The organism is Winogradskyella maritima, from assembly GCF_042650215.1.
In the GTDB taxonomy this organism is placed as follows: Bacteria; Bacteroidota; Bacteroidia; order Flavobacteriales; family Flavobacteriaceae; genus Winogradskyella; species Winogradskyella maritima.
In genome coordinates this window covers 48908-64701 of the sequence record NZ_JBHSAT010000002.1, presented here as the reverse complement: position 1 = coordinate 64701, position 15794 = coordinate 48908, and the positions used below count along the sequence as shown (strand labels likewise).

The 15794-nt window shown below is 38.0% G+C and carries 14 protein-coding genes; 7 read left to right on the top strand and 7 right to left on the bottom strand.

Annotated elements, in window-relative coordinates:
- The first annotated feature begins 76 nt into the window (after window positions 1-76).
- The 7 genes from ACFOSX_RS00895 to ACFOSX_RS00865 all read left to right on the top strand — a co-directional run bounded on the left by ACFOSX_RS00895 (window position 77) and on the right by ACFOSX_RS00865 (window position 9125).
- The gene (locus ACFOSX_RS00895) at window positions 77-2356 is read left to right on the top strand and encodes a T9SS type A sorting domain-containing protein (RefSeq protein WP_386096073.1); all 2280 of its coding nucleotides are present in this window, start codon (window positions 77-79) and stop codon (window positions 2354-2356) included.
- A gap of 73 nt (window positions 2357-2429) precedes the next feature.
- Entirely contained in the window at window positions 2430-4157 is a 1728-nt protein-coding gene (locus ACFOSX_RS00890; protein ID WP_386096071.1) for an FG-GAP-like repeat-containing protein, read from the top strand.
- A 49-nt stretch (window positions 4158-4206) separates the two neighbouring features.
- The gene (locus ACFOSX_RS00885) at window positions 4207-5208 is read left to right on the top strand and encodes a glycosyltransferase (RefSeq protein ID WP_386096069.1); all 1002 of its coding nucleotides are present in this window, start codon (window positions 4207-4209) and stop codon (window positions 5206-5208) included.
- Window positions 5205-6176: a CdaR family protein gene (locus ACFOSX_RS00880; protein WP_386096067.1), complete on the top strand. Its 972-nt coding sequence runs from the start codon at window positions 5205-5207 to the stop codon at window positions 6174-6176. The genes ACFOSX_RS00885 and ACFOSX_RS00880 overlap by 4 nt, the downstream gene beginning before the upstream one ends.
- A gap of 2 nt (window positions 6177-6178) precedes the next feature.
- Window positions 6179-6760: a dephospho-CoA kinase gene (coaE, locus tag ACFOSX_RS00875; protein WP_386096065.1), complete on the top strand. Its 582-nt coding sequence runs from the start codon at window positions 6179-6181 to the stop codon at window positions 6758-6760.
- An 82-nt stretch (window positions 6761-6842) separates the two neighbouring features.
- The gene (locus ACFOSX_RS00870; protein ID WP_386096063.1) at window positions 6843-8408 is read left to right on the top strand and encodes a sensor histidine kinase; all 1566 of its coding nucleotides are present in this window, start codon (window positions 6843-6845) and stop codon (window positions 8406-8408) included.
- 3 nt (window positions 8409-8411) lie between these two features.
- Complete coding sequence (locus tag ACFOSX_RS00865) at window positions 8412-9125, top strand: response regulator transcription factor (protein ID WP_386096061.1); 714 nt, start codon at window positions 8412-8414, stop codon at window positions 9123-9125.
- 35 nt (window positions 9126-9160) lie between these two features.
- On the opposite strand, the gene miaA is transcribed toward ACFOSX_RS00865, so the two are convergent.
- From miaA to ACFOSX_RS00830, 7 genes are all read right to left on the bottom strand, one after another.
- Window positions 9161-10081 (bottom strand): tRNA (adenosine(37)-N6)-dimethylallyltransferase MiaA, encoded by a 921-nt coding sequence (gene miaA / locus ACFOSX_RS00860; protein WP_386096059.1) that lies wholly within the window; start codon window positions 10079-10081, stop codon window positions 9161-9163.
- Window positions 10074-10934 (bottom strand): ion transporter, encoded by an 861-nt coding sequence (locus tag ACFOSX_RS00855; RefSeq protein WP_386096057.1) that lies wholly within the window; start codon window positions 10932-10934, stop codon window positions 10074-10076. Before ACFOSX_RS00855 ends, miaA begins: the two co-directional genes overlap by 8 nt.
- A 38-nt stretch (window positions 10935-10972) precedes the next feature.
- Window positions 10973-12337 carry an exonuclease domain-containing protein gene (locus ACFOSX_RS00850; protein ID WP_386096165.1) on the bottom strand — a complete coding sequence of 455 codons (1365 nt, stop codon included), beginning with the start codon at window positions 12335-12337 and terminating at the stop codon, window positions 10973-10975.
- 63 nt (window positions 12338-12400) lie between these two features.
- Window positions 12401-13060, bottom strand: a complete 660-nt coding sequence (locus tag ACFOSX_RS00845; protein ID WP_386096055.1) for a YggS family pyridoxal phosphate-dependent enzyme — start codon at window positions 13058-13060, stop codon at window positions 12401-12403.
- Between the two features lie 17 nt (window positions 13061-13077).
- Window positions 13078-14316: a DUF1015 domain-containing protein gene (locus tag ACFOSX_RS00840; RefSeq protein ID WP_386096053.1), complete on the bottom strand. Its 1239-nt coding sequence runs from the start codon at window positions 14314-14316 to the stop codon at window positions 13078-13080.
- A 52-nt stretch (window positions 14317-14368) separates the two neighbouring features.
- Complete coding sequence (locus ACFOSX_RS00835) at window positions 14369-14740, bottom strand: four helix bundle protein (protein WP_386096051.1); 372 nt, start codon at window positions 14738-14740, stop codon at window positions 14369-14371.
- Window positions 14741-14789: 49 nt separating this feature from the next.
- Window positions 14790-15680 (bottom strand): 3-hydroxyacyl-CoA dehydrogenase family protein, encoded by an 891-nt coding sequence (locus ACFOSX_RS00830; RefSeq protein WP_386096049.1) that lies wholly within the window; start codon window positions 15678-15680, stop codon window positions 14790-14792.
- Window positions 15681-15794: the final 114 nt, after the last annotated feature.

Sequence of the window (15794 nt, the reverse complement as noted above, 5' to 3'; positions counted from 1 at the left end):
TCGAAATTTGTTTTTTTTCTAAAATTTCACAAGATTTTAACGTAATTTTTTGGTTTATAATTAAAATTTAACGTTTATGAAAAAAATTACTTTTCTTCTTTTTTTATGTGGTTGTTGGTTTTACGGGTTTTCCCAATGTATAAATACGTCCAAATGGCCAACTAATGATGTGACGGCAAATAATTCTGGCAATGTGGCAAATACCACAGCTTGCGCCTATTTTGGTGATTATTCTGTACTTGTTGGTCTTAACGTAAATGACGGCTATGAGTTTTCAGTGTCAAGTGGGGGCTTTATTACTCTTGTATCCAATGCTGATGGAACAACAGTTTTGTCGAGTGGCTCAACACCTATACAATGGACAGCGACCTCAACTTCAGTTCAAATTCATGTCAACATTGATTCTTCTTGTGGTACAGATACTAGCTGTCACACTATTAGCTATCAAAATTTAACTCCACCACCGCCGCCAGATCCTCCAGCGAACGATGAATGCGTCGATGCCATTGTTTTGACGGTAAACTCAGATGATAACTGTACCAGTACTGCATCAGGAACAGTTCTGGGAGCAACAGATTCTGGAGTAACAGGTTCTGGTTGCTTTGGAACGGCTGACGACGATGTTTGGTTTAGTTTTGAAGCAACTGCAACATCTCATGACATTGCATTATTAAACATCAGCGGCGGTACTGCGGATTTATATCATGCGTTATACGATGGAGCATCTGGATGCACTAGTTTGGGAACAGCAATCAAATGCTCCGATCCTAATAGCAGTACAACGGATAATTTAGTTATTGGAAACACTTATTATCTTCAGGTTTATTCCTATACAAGTTCTGCTGGACAGACTACAGCCTTTGATGTCTGTGTATCTACAACACCGCCACCACCAGATCCACCTGCAAACGATGACTGTGGCAATGCTATTGCTTTAACTGTCAATCCAGATGTGAGTTGTTCTAATAGTACATCGGGTACAGTGGCTGGCGCAACAGATTCTGGAGTTAGTGGATCGGGTTGTTTCGGAACCGATGATGATGACGTTTGGTTTAGTTTTGTAGCAACAAACACGGAGCATACTATCAATCTTCTTAATATAACGGGGAATACTACAGATATGTATCATGCGATTTATGACGGTGTCTCGGGCTGTGCGACTTTAGGAGCGGCATTAAAGTGTTCTGATCCAAACGCAAGTGTGACCTCGGGACTCACAATTGGTAATACCTATTTGGTTCAAGTGTATTCGTATACGTCGACACCGGACCGCGATACTACCTTCGATATCTGTGTTGGAACTTTGCCCCCACCCCCGATCAATGATTTATGCGGTTCAGCAATTGCATTAACCATAGGGACTCAATTTACAGATAATGCGGTAGGAGGACAAACCAACGCTTCCGCCTCGGCTTCAGGAGAGCTTCCTGCTCCTAGTTGTGCAAGTTATAGTCCTTCAGGAACAGCAGGAGGTGACTTATGGTACTCGGTTGTTGTCCCTGCAGATGGACGTATTACCATAGAAACTCAAGCCGACCCATCTGGAAATGGAGGCGATTCTGGTATGCAAATTTATTCAGGTAGTTGTGGAAGTTTAGTAGCCGTAGAATGCGATGATGATGATAGTTCAGATGGAGCATATTCATTGGTTTCTGTTGATGACATAAGCTTGGCTGGTCAAACCATTTATATTCGTGTTTGGGAGTTTGGAGGGAACAACATTATTAATTTCCAAGTGTCTGCCTACGTTTCTCCATTAAATGATATGTGCGCTGATGCTACACCAGTAAATCTTGATGAGGATATCGTAGGCGACAATACGGCTGCTACGTATATAGCCATTACCAACGATTGTTTTAACGGTACAAAAAGTGATGTTTGGTATTCGTTCACCGCACCATCTACAGGCGAGATCTTTGCTTCCATAACATCGGGCTTTCAATATGGTTTCTATAGTGACTGCTCTGGCTCACAAGTGGGAGAATGCAATACGAGTCCTGTAACCGGATTAACGCCAGGTGTCACATATTACTTCCGAGTTAATGATGATGGTACAAGTCGCGCGCCGGGCGTCTTCACTGCTCGTCTTTCGGGAATGGCGCTCTCAACGACTGATTTCGATGTGGGCCTTAGATTGAGTTTTTATCCTAACCCTACAGCCTCTATGCTTTATATTAATGCTAATGAAAATATAGATCATTTAAAGGTTTTCAATTTGTTAGGGCAACAAGTTATGCAAATGTCCCCCAAGACAAGTGAAGTGACTTTAGATATGAGTCAACTTTCCGACGGGAATTACTTTGTAAGACTAGAAAGTGACGATCGTACCGACACCATTAAGGTCATAAAGAAATAAAAAAATCTTTTTATCAATAAATACGCCACCTCAAGGGTGGCGTATTTTATTGATTATGTCTTATATTTAAGTCATGACACGATCATTTATGTTTCTACTGTTATTGGCTGTTGCGCTAGAATCGAGCGGACAGATTTATTTTGCAAATGAAGCAACAAACATCGGTGTTACCGATCACACTGGTCTGACGGAGCTTGGTAACAGTCTTAGTGTTGCTGATTATAACAATGACGGATGGGATGATATCACCATCACTTCCGGAGAAAATGTACCCTTGAGATTCTACAAAAATTCTCAAGGGCTTTTTTTTGAAGAAGTCCTCATTGATCCACCGATACTTTACCAAACCCGTTCTGTGAATTGGGTAGATTATGACAATGATGGGGACAAAGATTTGTTTGTTACCAGTGATACTCATGGTAATCGATTGTTTCAAATGACGGACTTAGGTCTTATTGATGTGACTATTGCTTCGGGTTTAGATACATCGATTCAAGCGACATACGGAGCCTCTTGGGGCGATGTAAACAATGACGGTTGTTTGGACGTCTATATTTCCAATAGAACAGAAAATACGTCTGTCAGCAATTATTTCTATCAAAGCAACTGCGATGGTACGTTTACGGATAAAACGGTAGAAGCAGGATTGGCAAATACACCCGAATTGACTTTCTGTTCTGGTTTTTTCGATTTTAATAACGACGGTTGGCAAGACCTTTACGTTTCTAACGATAAATTCGCCCCTAATTTCATGTATCAAAATAACGGCGATGGAACGTTTACTGATGTTAGCGAAGTTTCAGGCACCAAGCTAGTTATTGATGCTATGTCAGTTACGGTAGATGATTACAATGCAGACGGATTCTTGGATATTTATGTCACCAATACTCCAGATTTTATAAGCACCATGACTAAAGGTGGTGTACTACTGAAAAATAATGGTGACGGCACTTTCACGGATGTCTCAGAGCAGGCGGGCGTTAATCTGAATAGTTTTGCTTGGGGATCTAATTTTTTAGATGCTGACAATGATGGGGATTTAGATTTATATGTAGGCTGTTCTTTTGATGGCTCCGAGGGTTACCCGTCTTTTGCATTTTATGAGCGTGTGGATCGTGATTCGTTTTCACAACCTGTAAATATTGGTTTTGCGGGCAATCAGAAACGCACGCATGGAACGGCGATTTGTGATATCAATAACGATGGTAAAGTGGATATTGTAGCAGTTAACAATAGCAATGAACCACCGTTTATCTGGAATAATCAAACCAGCAATTCAAATAATTATTTAGCAGTTCGGCTTCAGGGGACAATAAGTAATAGGGATGCTACTGGCGCACGAATTGAAATATCGTCCAATGGAAAAATCCAGTATAGAGTCCTACTGAATGGGGAAGGCTATATGTCGCAAAATTCCACTAAAGAAACCTTTGGAATAGGAGACGCCAACATAGTGGACTATATAAAAGTTACATGGCCAAATGGAATTACTCGAACCTACTTTGATATTGCCGTAAACCAAACGGTAAGTTTTGTGGAAGACCAAACATTAGATACGAATACTTTTGAAGATTTGGTTTTTAATATTTATCCCAATCCAGTAAATGAAAAATTATTTATAGTATCTAAAGAAGGCATTGACCAACTTGAAATTGTAAATATGACTGGGCAAAAGGTTCTTGATTTTAAATACTTACATAATAGAAATCAAGTTGATGTGTCTTCATTATCTTCAGGTGTTTATAGTATTAGAGCAACGCTTAGAGAGGCTTCTAAAACCATAAGATTTATAAAGGAGTAGCAAGAATTTGTGATGATATTACACAAAAAGAATACTTACATTTGCTGTGATGCAACATAGATCTTATTCTTTTGTAATTCCCGTATATAATCGCCCTAATGAGGTTTTTGAATTGCTCGAAAGCTTTCAAAACTTAGAAGGAAATTTTGATTATGAAATCGTCATTATCGAAGATGGTTCTGCAGAAAAGTCGGATGCTATCATCGCCAAGTTTCCAGAATTAAATGTATCGTATTTTTTTAAAGAAAATTCTGGTCCAGGCGATTCACGGAATTATGGTATGGCGCATGCCAAGGGCAATTACTTTATTATTTTAGATTCCGATGTGTTGTTGCCACCTCAGTACCTAAAAACTGTTGATGACTTCCTTAGTCAAAACTTTGTGCATTGCTTTGGTGGACCTGACGCAGCTCACCCATCATTCAGTAATTTACAAAAGGCTATAAATTTTGCGATGACGTCGTTTTTAACAACAGGTGGAATTCGTGGCGGTACACAGCAATTAGAAAAATTTCAACCTCGAAGTTTTAATATGGGTTTATCTAAAGAAGCATTTGAGACCACAAAAGGCTTCGGAAAGATTCATCCAGGAGAAGACCCAGATTTAACCTTGCGTCTTTGGGCATTAGGCTATAAAACAGCCTTGATTGAAAATGCTTTTGTGTATCATAAACGTCGTATTTCGTGGTCAAAGTTTAAAACTCAAGTCCATAAGTTTGGTATGACCAGACCTATTCTTAATCATTGGCATCCTAGTTCCAAAAAGTTGATTTTTTGGCTTCCGACGTGTTTTATTCTTGGATTTTTCATTTCAATATTACTCTTGGTATTCGGGTTTAAATGGCCTTTACTTGTATACGCGTTTTATAGTTTAGTAGTTCTGCTAACGGCCTTTTTTAAAACCAAAAGTATCCTCATCGCTTTGCAAAGTACCATTGCAGTTTTTATAATGTTTTACGGCTACGGTATTGGTTTTCTTAAATCGAGTTTAAAATTGTGGCTATCGAATAAAACACCTGAAGAACTTTTCGCTAAATTGTTTTTTAAATGAAGAAAGGCATTAACATAGGGAAATACCGCTTTTTTAAGGGTAAGAATATTAAGGGCTTTAGTTTTTTTGTCATTGCCGCTTTTGTATTTTTAGTATTAACGAAATTTTCGGAAACCTATTCAGAAACTCTGAAAATTAAGGTGGAATTGACCAATCTTAAAGAAGAAATTGCTTTATACGAAGACTCTACATATTATGTCAACGTACTGGTGAAATCCCGAGGTTTCAATTTAGCACCTTTTATATTTGAAAAACCAAAACCTATCCTACTAAATGTTTCCGAAGATACCAAACTGAAAAAAACATCATATCAATGGGATGTTATTGGTGATATTCATGTCATTGAATCTGCACTTGGAAAACGTTTTGAAGTCATCAATGTTGAGCCCGATACCATGAATTTTAATTTTGAACTTTTGGCATCAAAACTATTGCCTATTCAATTGAATAAGGAACTTCAGTTCGTTCCAGGATACGATATAAAAGGAGAGATACGACTTTCACAAGATTCGGTTAAATTAGTCGGAGCCAAAGATGAACTTGAAGCCTTAGAATTTGTAGAAACAGAACTTTTAAAACTCAATGACATTCAAGAAAATATAAGCGGGACTATAGGTTTGTTAAAGCCCGAGGTGTCTAATGTGAAATTGTACCCGTCAAAAGTGGATGTCGAAGCTACGGTAAAGCGATTTACCGAAGGCAAAATTACATTGCCTGTAGAATTAAAAAACGTGCCAGAACAGCAGAGAATCAATTACTTTCCCAAAGAAGTAGAATTGACTTATTATGTGGATTTAGATACTTACAATTCTATTAAAGTAGATGATTTTAAAATTGAATGCGATTTTAAAAATTTGCAAAATGCCAATCAGAATTTTTTGGTTCCAGAAGTAACAAAGCAACCAGAATCCGTAAAGTCATTGCGTTTGAAGCAAAACCGCATTGAAATCATAGTCCTAGAAAATTAAGCATGAAAATTGTTGGTATTACAGGTGGTATAGGTAGCGGCAAAACAACAGTCTGTAGTTTTTTTGAAAGCTGGGGTGTACCTGTTTATTATGCCGATAAGGAAGCCAAAGCACTCATGAACCGCTCTAAAGTGATTAGAAGAAAACTGACGTCGCTTTTTGGCGAAGCGTCCTATGTCAATGATGAGCTGAACAGAGATTTTATTCGTAAACAGATTTTTGAAAACGCAGGACTCCTCGAACAGATGAATTCAATTGTGCACCCAAAGGTGGCCTCAAACTTTAAACGCTGGGTTAAAAAGCAGGATGCACCATATATTCTCAAAGAAGCCGCCATAATTTTTGAAATTGGTCAGGAACACGCTTATGATGCCGTAATTTTAGTTGTAGCTAATGAAGACGAACGTATTAAACGTGTCATAAAGCGCGATTGCAAAACAGCAAAAGAAGTCAAAGCCATAATTGAGAACCAATGGCCTGATTCAGAAAAGGAAAAAAAAGCAGATTTTACTATAACAAACAATAGATTGGATAAGGCTGAAAAAGAAGCTCTTGCTATCCACAAAACTCTCCTGAAAAATTAAGTCAGTTCCCGAATTTTAACATTTGTGTTAATGTAAGGTTAAACACAATTTCGGCTAAATGTTAAAATGTTAAATTTGACCGATGGGCAAAAAGCTATTCGTCGTTTTAGTCATTTTGATGAGCCTTTCGCTCATTGGTATCATTTTCGTTCAGTCTTACTTTATCAATAAAAGCTTAGAGAATGAAAACAAAAATTTTACCCTTAGTGTAAAACGGTCTTTAAGCCAAGTGTCACGAGCCATTGAAAATATTGAGTTTCGGAATTTTATGGCGGCGGCTCAACCTTATTTTAAGGAGCAGAATATCGATTCTACCGAGATAAGACAATTAATGGTAGAAACCGATATTGAGTCCGAAGACAAAACCATAAAGCATACAAATATGGTTTTGGAGGAGCGCTTTAAAGTCCCATCGTTGTTCTTTGAAATTGATGCAGACAGCATTCCTTTAAGCGTATTTAAAAACGAACGTAAAACGGAAGTATTCAGTAAGAAAGGATTGGATGAAGGTGCCCAAATGATGCCTATCTCAACCTTAACTGAGTTTTCTAACCTTAATGAGGTACAACAGACCATGTGGGAAAACACATTTAGGTCACTCATTAGTAATTACCCAATTTATAAGCGCATAAGGACCGAACAGGTCGAGACTTTATTAAAGAAATTCCTTAAGAATGAAGGTATTAATATAGATTTTGAATTCGCGATTTACGATGATGATTTAAGCACCAAGGTGCAATCCGATAATTTTGAAAAATCAGAAGATTCAAGAGGTATTCCGATATTTTTAAACAATGACAATGAAAGCAATTATATTCTCTGGGTAGATTTTCCAGAACGTAAGCAGTTTTTACTCTCATCAATTATTGGTATGATTGTTTTATCCGTCATTTTCACCATTGTTATTGTTGTGGCCTACTCTGGAGCAATCTATCAGTTGATTCGTCAACGTCAGATATCTCAGATTAAAACGGACTTTATCAATAATATGACGCACGAATTTAAGACACCAATTGCGACCATCAATTTAGCCTTGGATTCAATAAAGAATCCAAAAGTCATTGGTGACCAAGACAAAGTAAAGCGTTATTTGGGAATGATTCGCGAAGAAAATAAGCGGATGCATGCCCAAGTTGAAAATGTACTGAGAATTTCTAAGCTCGAAAAAAATGAGCTTAATATCAGTAAGGAACCGTTGGAGTTGCACGACTTAGTGGAGGATGCTGCAACACACGTTGAATTGATTGTTGAAGACCGAAAAGGGTATATCAATCTCCATCTTGATGCATCAAGTTCATCAATATTAGCTAATGAAACGCATTTTACTAACGTTATAGTCAATATGTTGGATAATGCTATAAAATATTCTGACAACGCACCAGAAATTGATGTGTATACAGAAAATGTCGGGTCTAATATTTTGCTGAAAGTAGCAGATAGAGGAAACGGCATGTCAAAACAAGTACAAAAACGTGTGTTCGAAAAATTTTATAGAGAACACACTGGTAATGTACACAATGTAAAAGGCCACGGTTTAGGGTTGGCCTATGTAAAACGAATTGTTGACGACCATCAGGGTCATATATCAGTAGAAAGTGAAAAAGGAAAAGGCAGTGTATTTACGATAAAACTGCCCTTAATATCATAAATTATGGAAGAACAAAACAAAAAAATCTTATTAGTAGAAGACGATCCAAATTTCGGAACCGTACTTAAGGACTATTTAACTATGAACGACTATGACGTTGTACATGCAAAGAATGGTATGGAAGGCTTTGAAAAATTTAAAAAGGATGATTACGACCTTTGTATTTTAGATGTGATGATGCCCTACAAAGATGGATTCACTTTAGCTAAGGAGATTAGAGAGAAAAACACGGATGTACCAATTATCTTCTTAACGGCTAAAGCCATGAAAGAGGATGTGCTTAAAGGTTATAAGGTTGGTGCGGATGATTATCTCAACAAACCGTTTGACAGTGAAGTTCTTCTCATGAAAATTAAAGCCATTATGCAACGAAAGGCTACAGATTCTGTTGCGGATAGCAAGCAGTTTGAATTTAAAATTGGACGCTTTGATTTAAACTCCAAATTAAGATTCTTAAAATTTGATGGGGGAGATCCTGAAAAATTGTCACCAAAAGAAAACGAATTATTACGTCTTTTGGCTTTACATGAAAATGATTTAATGCCACGAGAATTGGCCTTGACCAAAATATGGAGAGATGACAATTATTTTACATCGCGTAGTATGGATGTATATATTGCGAAGCTTCGTAAATATTTAAAACCAGACCCAAATGTTGAAATCCTAAACATTCATGGTGAAGGGTTTAGATTGGTCATCAACAACCAAGACGCTTAAAACGTTTTTCCTTTATATATAAAAAATCCAGCTGTTTAGCTGGATTTTTTGGTTTCAATATGTTTTGTAAGAGTGTCGAGAATTTGGTCCAATGGTGTTTCAAAATCAAACCATAAAATACTATCGTATTTTCTATACCAGGTTAATTGGCGCTTAGCAAAGCGACGGGTGTTTTTCTTTATTTCTGAAACGGCCAAATCAAGTTCCCATTCGTCATCAAAATATTTGAATAATTCTTTATAGCCTACAGTGTTAAGGGCGTTCAAGTCTTTGTGAGGATACAGTCTTTTAGCTTCTTCCAATAAACCAGAATCCATCATAATATCTACGCGTTGATTAATACGTTCATAAATAATGGAACGCTCAGCCGTCAAGCCCACCGAAATGGTTTCAAAAGGTCTTGTTATTTTGCCTTTCGCTAAGAAACTAGAATAGGGTCTTCCCGTCCCAATACAAATTTCCAAAGCTCTGATAAGCCGTTGCGGGTTGTCAATTGCAATGGTATCATACGCTTTCGGGTCTTTTTCTTTTAATTCATTCTGAAGGACAGAGATGCCTTCATCCTGAATTCTTTTATTTAATGTGGTTCTGATATCGGAATCCACATCAGGAAAATCATCTAAACCATGAATCACGGCATTACTATATAATCCTGAACCACCAACCATCACTGCGACATCATGATTTCTGAAAATTGTATCTAGTCGAGCAATTGCGTCTTTTTCAAACTGTCCGACGCTATACGGGTCTTGAATTGATAAATGTTGAATAAAATGATGCTTGACTTGGCTCAATTCTTCACGTGAGGGTACTGCGGTACCGATAGACATTTCCTTAAAAAATTGCCTAGAATCCGACGAAATGATTTCAGTCTCAAAGTGTTTGGCCAATTGTATGCTCAGTGCCGTTTTACCAATGGCTGTAGGGCCAACTACGGATAAGAGAAATTTAGTCATAATGCAGATTGTTGCCACATTGATAGCAATAATTGGCATCGTCCTTGTGCTTTTCCGCATTACAATTCTGACAGGATTGTGTATTCATATCAATCTCAACAGGCTCTAGTACCTTAGAATCATCTTTTTTAGTAGCGGAGGTGTATTCCGCAGTCACAATGCCAGTAGGTACGGCGATAATACCATAACCCATAATCATAATAACAGCTGCGATAAACTGGCCTAGCGGTGTTACTGGGGCAATATCACCAAACCCTACTGTCGTTAATGTCACTATACACCAATACACACTTTTTGGAATGTTGGTAAAACCGTTTTCTTCGCCCTCAACCATATACATTAAAGTGCCAAAGATGATACAGGCAATCATTACTGCAAATAAGAATACCGAAATTTTAGCTTTACTGGCCTTCAGTGCTTTTGATAAATGTTGGGATGCACCTAAATACCTTGCTAGTTTCAAAATCCTGAAAACCCGCAGTAAACGCAAAGCTCGTAATGCAATAAGCATATTAGTACCCGCGAATATAAAGGATAAGTACATTGGGATAGTGGAGAGCAAGTCTATAACGCCATAGAAGCTTTTAATATACTTCCATGGTTTTTTTACGGTAATGATTCTAGTGATATATTCAATGGTAAAGAGGATAGTAATAACCCATTCCGAAATATAAATGAACTTATGATATTTGAGGTCGAAGCTGTTAATGCTTTCTAGCATCACAAGTACGATGCTAAATAAAATGGTGATTAAAAGAACAACATCAAAAAATTTACCCGATGGTGTATCTGCTTCATAAATAATTTCATGAAGTCTCACCCGCCAATGTGTTTTTGTCTTTTGCTGTTGCATGTGCTAAATTTACAAAAGAATATTTTGGGAGGGTTCCATTATATCATCACAATTTTAAGCCGTTTACGATTCCGGCGGACGTAACTTTGTATAATATGCTGATGGTCTTTGTTATTTTCCATCGGAGTGATAATTGATAATAATACGTCTCGATTATTTATTTGATGATTAAGGTCAAAAAAACCAAGGCCTCTAAACTGACCTTCTTCGATAACAATGACGCTTTTTTCACCGACACTTCTACCACGGTCAATAATCATCATATTTTTATCCTCGTAGCTGTTGTGGTCTATGATACGCTGTGCACGCTCATTGTAGGTGGTGACGTCTTCTTCCAATACGCAGGCGCCATAACACTTTTGAATACCGTAATTAAAACAACTAGTTTTAGAAGCTGATAAATGGTTGAGTTTTTCGCACAATTCAAAATCTTCGGTCATTCGGTTTAAAAAGGCGGTACCGCTTCTACGATTGCTGAATGTTGTAATCGGCGTTTCCTTTTTACTGGCGTGGTCTATCGAAAAGTTGAGATAGCCATTAGCATCAACAAAACTATATAGACCATGGGAAAACAAGCTTTTCCGAAGCGCTCTATTTAAAGGCGGTTTGTTCTTTTTAATTTCCACACTTTCCTTGAGCAGGGCTACCAACTCGCTTCCGGTTTTTTCAAAAGAGACGGAGTGAACCAACGCTTGAATTTTCTTTGATTTTGAATCTTTCCCCGTAAAATGTTGGGTGATGCGTTTTCTAATATTATTGCTCTTTCCGATGTAAATAATATCACCCGCTGCGTTATGAATGTAATAGACACCCGTATCCGACGGTAAATCTTCAATAATGTGTTTTAAGTTCGAAGCAATTTTCGGTTTTTCATCAACTTTTACTGAGGCTTTAATGATTTTCTTGCCAGAGTCCTTATTCAGTAACATTTTGAAGAGCTTAACCGTGGCTTGAGCATCGCCCGACGCACGATGTCGGTCACTCACGGCAATACCCAAGGCCCGAGATAACTTTCCTAAGCTGTACGACTCCATATCCGGAATCAGCTCCTTTGCCAATTCCACGGTACATAGGGTTTTTCGTTTAAATGGGAAGCCGAGACGCTTAAATTCCGTTCGGAGAATACGATAGTCAAAACTACTGTTATGGGCTACAACAATGCAATCTTCGGTAATTTCAACGATACGCTTGGCAACCTCATAGAATTTTGGTGCATTACGTAACATCTTTTGATTGATACCCGTAAGATTTACGACGAAGGGCTGAATCTCGCGTTCCGGGTTAACGAGGCTAATGAATTGGTCAACAACCTCATGACCATCATACTTGTAGATTGCAATCTCGGTTATCCCTTCTTCATTGAATTTTCCACCCGTAGTTTCTATGTCTAAGATTGCGTAAATAAAGCGTCTTTTCAGATTGTTTTAAAATTGAAAAATAAAGGAAATCTTGAGATTGGCAAAGGCTTAGCTGTAATTTCTTGCACCAAAAATAGTACTCCCAATTCTGACCATGGTACTGCCACAATCTATAGCTAATTTGTAGTCGCCACTCATACCCATGGAAAGGATTTCAAGATGAGGATGGTTGGTTTTTAAAGTATTAAAATAGGTTTGAAGTGATTTAAACTCACGTTCAACTTGGGCCATATCATCGGTGAACGTTGCCATGCCCATAAGCCCCGTTACTCTTATATGTTTTAAATTTTGAAATGAGTCTGAAGTTAAAATATCTGAAGCATCCGCTTTAGACAGCCCAAACTTACTCTCTTCCTCGGCTATCTTAATTTGAAGTAAACAATCTATCACACGGCTGTGCTTCTTAGCCTGTTTATCAATTTCTTTGAGTAGTTTGAAGCTATCGACACCATGAACAAGATTCACAAACTCCGCCATATATTTCACCTTGTTGCGTTGTACATGACCAATCATGTGCCATTGAATATCTTTTGGCATGGCATTCCATTTCTCCGTCATTTCTTGGATTTTGTTTTCTCCAAAAATGCGTTGCCCAGCATCATACGCTTCCATTAAATCATCAATCGGTTTGGTCTTAGAAACCGCGACTAGGGTCACGTTTTCTGGTAATTCAGATTGAAATCTTTTTATGTTTTTAGCAATACTCATTCAAGCTTAATTTCAAGTTAAAATTCATAAATAGTCACCCCACTCCGTAACTTAGGCTCAACATAGGTACTTTTTGGTGGCATCTTTAAACCTTCGTCTGCAATGGCTTTCATCTGTTCTACGGATGCAGGAATCATTCCAAAGCCGACTTTAAATTCGCCACCGTCAATTTTATTAATCAATTTTATGATGTCCTTCTTGCCACTGAGGTAGTCAATGCGCGAATTGTTGCGTAAATCGTCAATTCCCAAAATCGGTTTTAAAATGGTTTCAAATAATAATTGAGCGTCTAGCCGGTCTAAGGATGTTTTAAATTTGTAATTGGTTTTCCGAAGATATAGTGAATAAAACTCTCCATCTAAATACATACTAAAATGATGTGGTTTTGATGGTTTATAAGGAATGGCACCACGATTTTCAATACGATACATGGTATCTAGCTTAATCAAAAATTCCTCTTTAGATAACCCATGCAAATCTTTGATGATACGGTAGAATTCATGAATGCGTAATTCAGACTCAGGAATTAAAAAACTCATGAATGAATTATAGGTTTCGTCACCAGAATGATTTTGGTTTTCAGATTTTAAATCGTCGCAGAGCAGGGCAGAGGATGAGGAGCGATGATGGCCGTCGGCAATGTAAAGCGTGTTCATATCTGAAAAAGCTTTGGTAATGGTTTTTATATCGCGTTCTTCACTAATCTGCCAAAGATAATGGGTGTCTCGGTAGGTGGTGGTAAATTCGAACTCTGCACGATGTGACTGAATTTGCTGTACAATGCCAGAAACGATAGCGTTATCTGGATAGGTCAATAAAACCGGTTCTGCATTAAATCCGACGGTCTTTAGGTAATCTTTGAATACAGATTCTCGAGTAGCAATGGTATCTTCGTGCCTCTTGATGACGTTGTTTTTGTAATCGTCAACACTTGCCGAAGCAATGATTCCGTTAAAGACTTGGTTATCCCTATCAACTATACGATAAATATAAAATGAAGGCTTTTCATCTTGAACAAATACACCATCTTCCTTAAACTCCAAATAGCGATTTTTCACCAATTGGTATCGCTCTTTCCCAGAAATCTCCTTGTCGTATTTATACCCTGGATTCACAATATGTAAAAATGAATAGGGATTATAGTCAAGCCGTGCTTCGCGTTCCGCCTGCGTATAACTTTGGTAGGAACGAGAGGCCACGAGGCTGACTTTGTCTCTGGTTGGGCGAACGGCTCGGAATGGGAGGATTTTGGCCACGATTTAGTGTAAAGTTTTAAGTGTAAAGTATAAAGTTCTCACTGTTGCTTTATTACCCTTTGGAACCAAATTTTTCTGGATTCAGTATCATATAGTTTAGCAATTTTGAAATTTCAATGGATTTATCATAAAGCGTGTTATAAATGTCTTTCGTTATATAGGCGCATGCCAAAGCAAACTCTAGCCAAGTTCTTGTTTCTCCGTTTTCGCCATCACAATCAGTAAGTTTACTAATGAAATGTTTTGGATAACGGCGTTTGCTGTAAGCTTCAGAAAGATTGGCACAAACGCTTCGAGACGAGCGACGAATTTGGTCTGTTAGTGAATATTGTTCTTCTCTTGGAAACGATTTAGAGAGCTGAAAGATATCCATTGCCAGCTCAAATCCTTTCTTATAAGCTATCAAATCTTGAACTCTATTCATACGCATTGACTAACAACTTTACACTTTGGACTTTACACTTAAAATAAAACTATCGAGAAAACTGCTTCGCCACAGTCTCCGCCTTCCTGCTTTCAGAATAATCATAAAAACCTTCACCAGACTTCACGCCTAGCTTTCCGGCTCGGACCATATTGACCAATAATGGACACGGTGCGTATTTTGGATTTTTAAAGCCGTCGTACATGACATTCAGAATGGAAAGACAGACATCTAACCCAATAAAATCAGCGAGTTGTAAAGGTCCCATTGGGTGTGCCATGCCTAATTTCATTACGGTGTCAATTTCTTGTACACCGGCAACACCATTGTATAGCGTTTCAATAGACTCGTTAAGCATCGGCATTAAAATGCGGTTGGCTACAAAACCTGGATAATCATTTACTTCAGTTGGAATTTTACCCAAAGTCTTACTCAGTTCCATAATCGTATGAGTCACCTCGTCGCTGGTATTATAACCACGTATGATTTCCACCAATTTCATAATCGGCACCGGATTCATAAAATGCATACCGATTACCATGTCCGGACGAGATGTAACCGCACCAATCTGAGTAATGGAAATTGATGAAGTGTTGGTCGCCAAGATAGTGTCGTCTGGACAAGCTTCGTCCAATTGTCTAAAAATATTGAGTTTTAAATCGATATTTTCCGTGGCCGCCTCCACCACCAAATTAGCGTATTCCACACCTTCGGTAATGTCTGTGTAGAGCGTAATATTTTCAAGGGTTTGTTGCTTGTCGGCTTCAGATATTTTTTCCTTGGCCACCATGCGGTCCAGATTCTTGGAAATAGTATCCACACCACGCTTAAGAGATGCTTCGTTGACATCTATAAGTTGCACTTTAAATCCGGCTTGGGCAAAAGTATGTGCAATACCGTTTCCCATGGTTCCTGCGCCTATAACTGCTACGTTTTTCATAATAAAAAAGCCCTACCTAGCCTCCCCAAGGGGAGGAACTCTTACTCGGGCTTGTAAATAAAAGTTTAGTTATTGTAATTGTTTTTTTGAATTATATGATACCATACATTTTGC

Coding starts and splice junctions, on each gene's coding strand:
- ACFOSX_RS00835 (WP_386096051.1), bottom strand. CDS start 14,740: ATGAATAGAGTTCAAGATTTGATAGCTTATAAGAAAGGATTTGAGCTG.
- ACFOSX_RS00830 (WP_386096049.1), bottom strand. CDS start 15,680: ATGAAAAACGTAGCAGTTATAGGCGCAGGAACCATGGGAAACGGTATT.
- ACFOSX_RS00855 (WP_386096057.1), bottom strand. CDS start 10,934: ATGCAACAGCAAAAGACAAAAACACATTGGCGGGTGAGACTTCATGAA.
- ACFOSX_RS00890 (WP_386096071.1), top strand. CDS start 2,430: ATGACACGATCATTTATGTTTCTACTGTTATTGGCTGTTGCGCTAGAA.
- ACFOSX_RS00885 (WP_386096069.1), top strand. CDS start 4,207: ATGCAACATAGATCTTATTCTTTTGTAATTCCCGTATATAATCGCCCT.
- miaA (WP_386096059.1), bottom strand. CDS start 10,081: ATGACTAAATTTCTCTTATCCGTAGTTGGCCCTACAGCCATTGGTAAA.
- coaE (WP_386096065.1), top strand. CDS start 6,179: ATGAAAATTGTTGGTATTACAGGTGGTATAGGTAGCGGCAAAACAACA.
- ACFOSX_RS00895 (WP_386096073.1), top strand. CDS start 77: ATGAAAAAAATTACTTTTCTTCTTTTTTTATGTGGTTGTTGGTTTTAC.
- ACFOSX_RS00870 (WP_386096063.1), top strand. CDS start 6,843: ATGGGCAAAAAGCTATTCGTCGTTTTAGTCATTTTGATGAGCCTTTCG.
- ACFOSX_RS00880 (WP_386096067.1), top strand. CDS start 5,205: ATGAAGAAAGGCATTAACATAGGGAAATACCGCTTTTTTAAGGGTAAG.
- ACFOSX_RS00845 (WP_386096055.1), bottom strand. CDS start 13,060: ATGAGTATTGCTAAAAACATAAAAAGATTTCAATCTGAATTACCAGAA.
- ACFOSX_RS00865 (WP_386096061.1), top strand. CDS start 8,412: ATGGAAGAACAAAACAAAAAAATCTTATTAGTAGAAGACGATCCAAAT.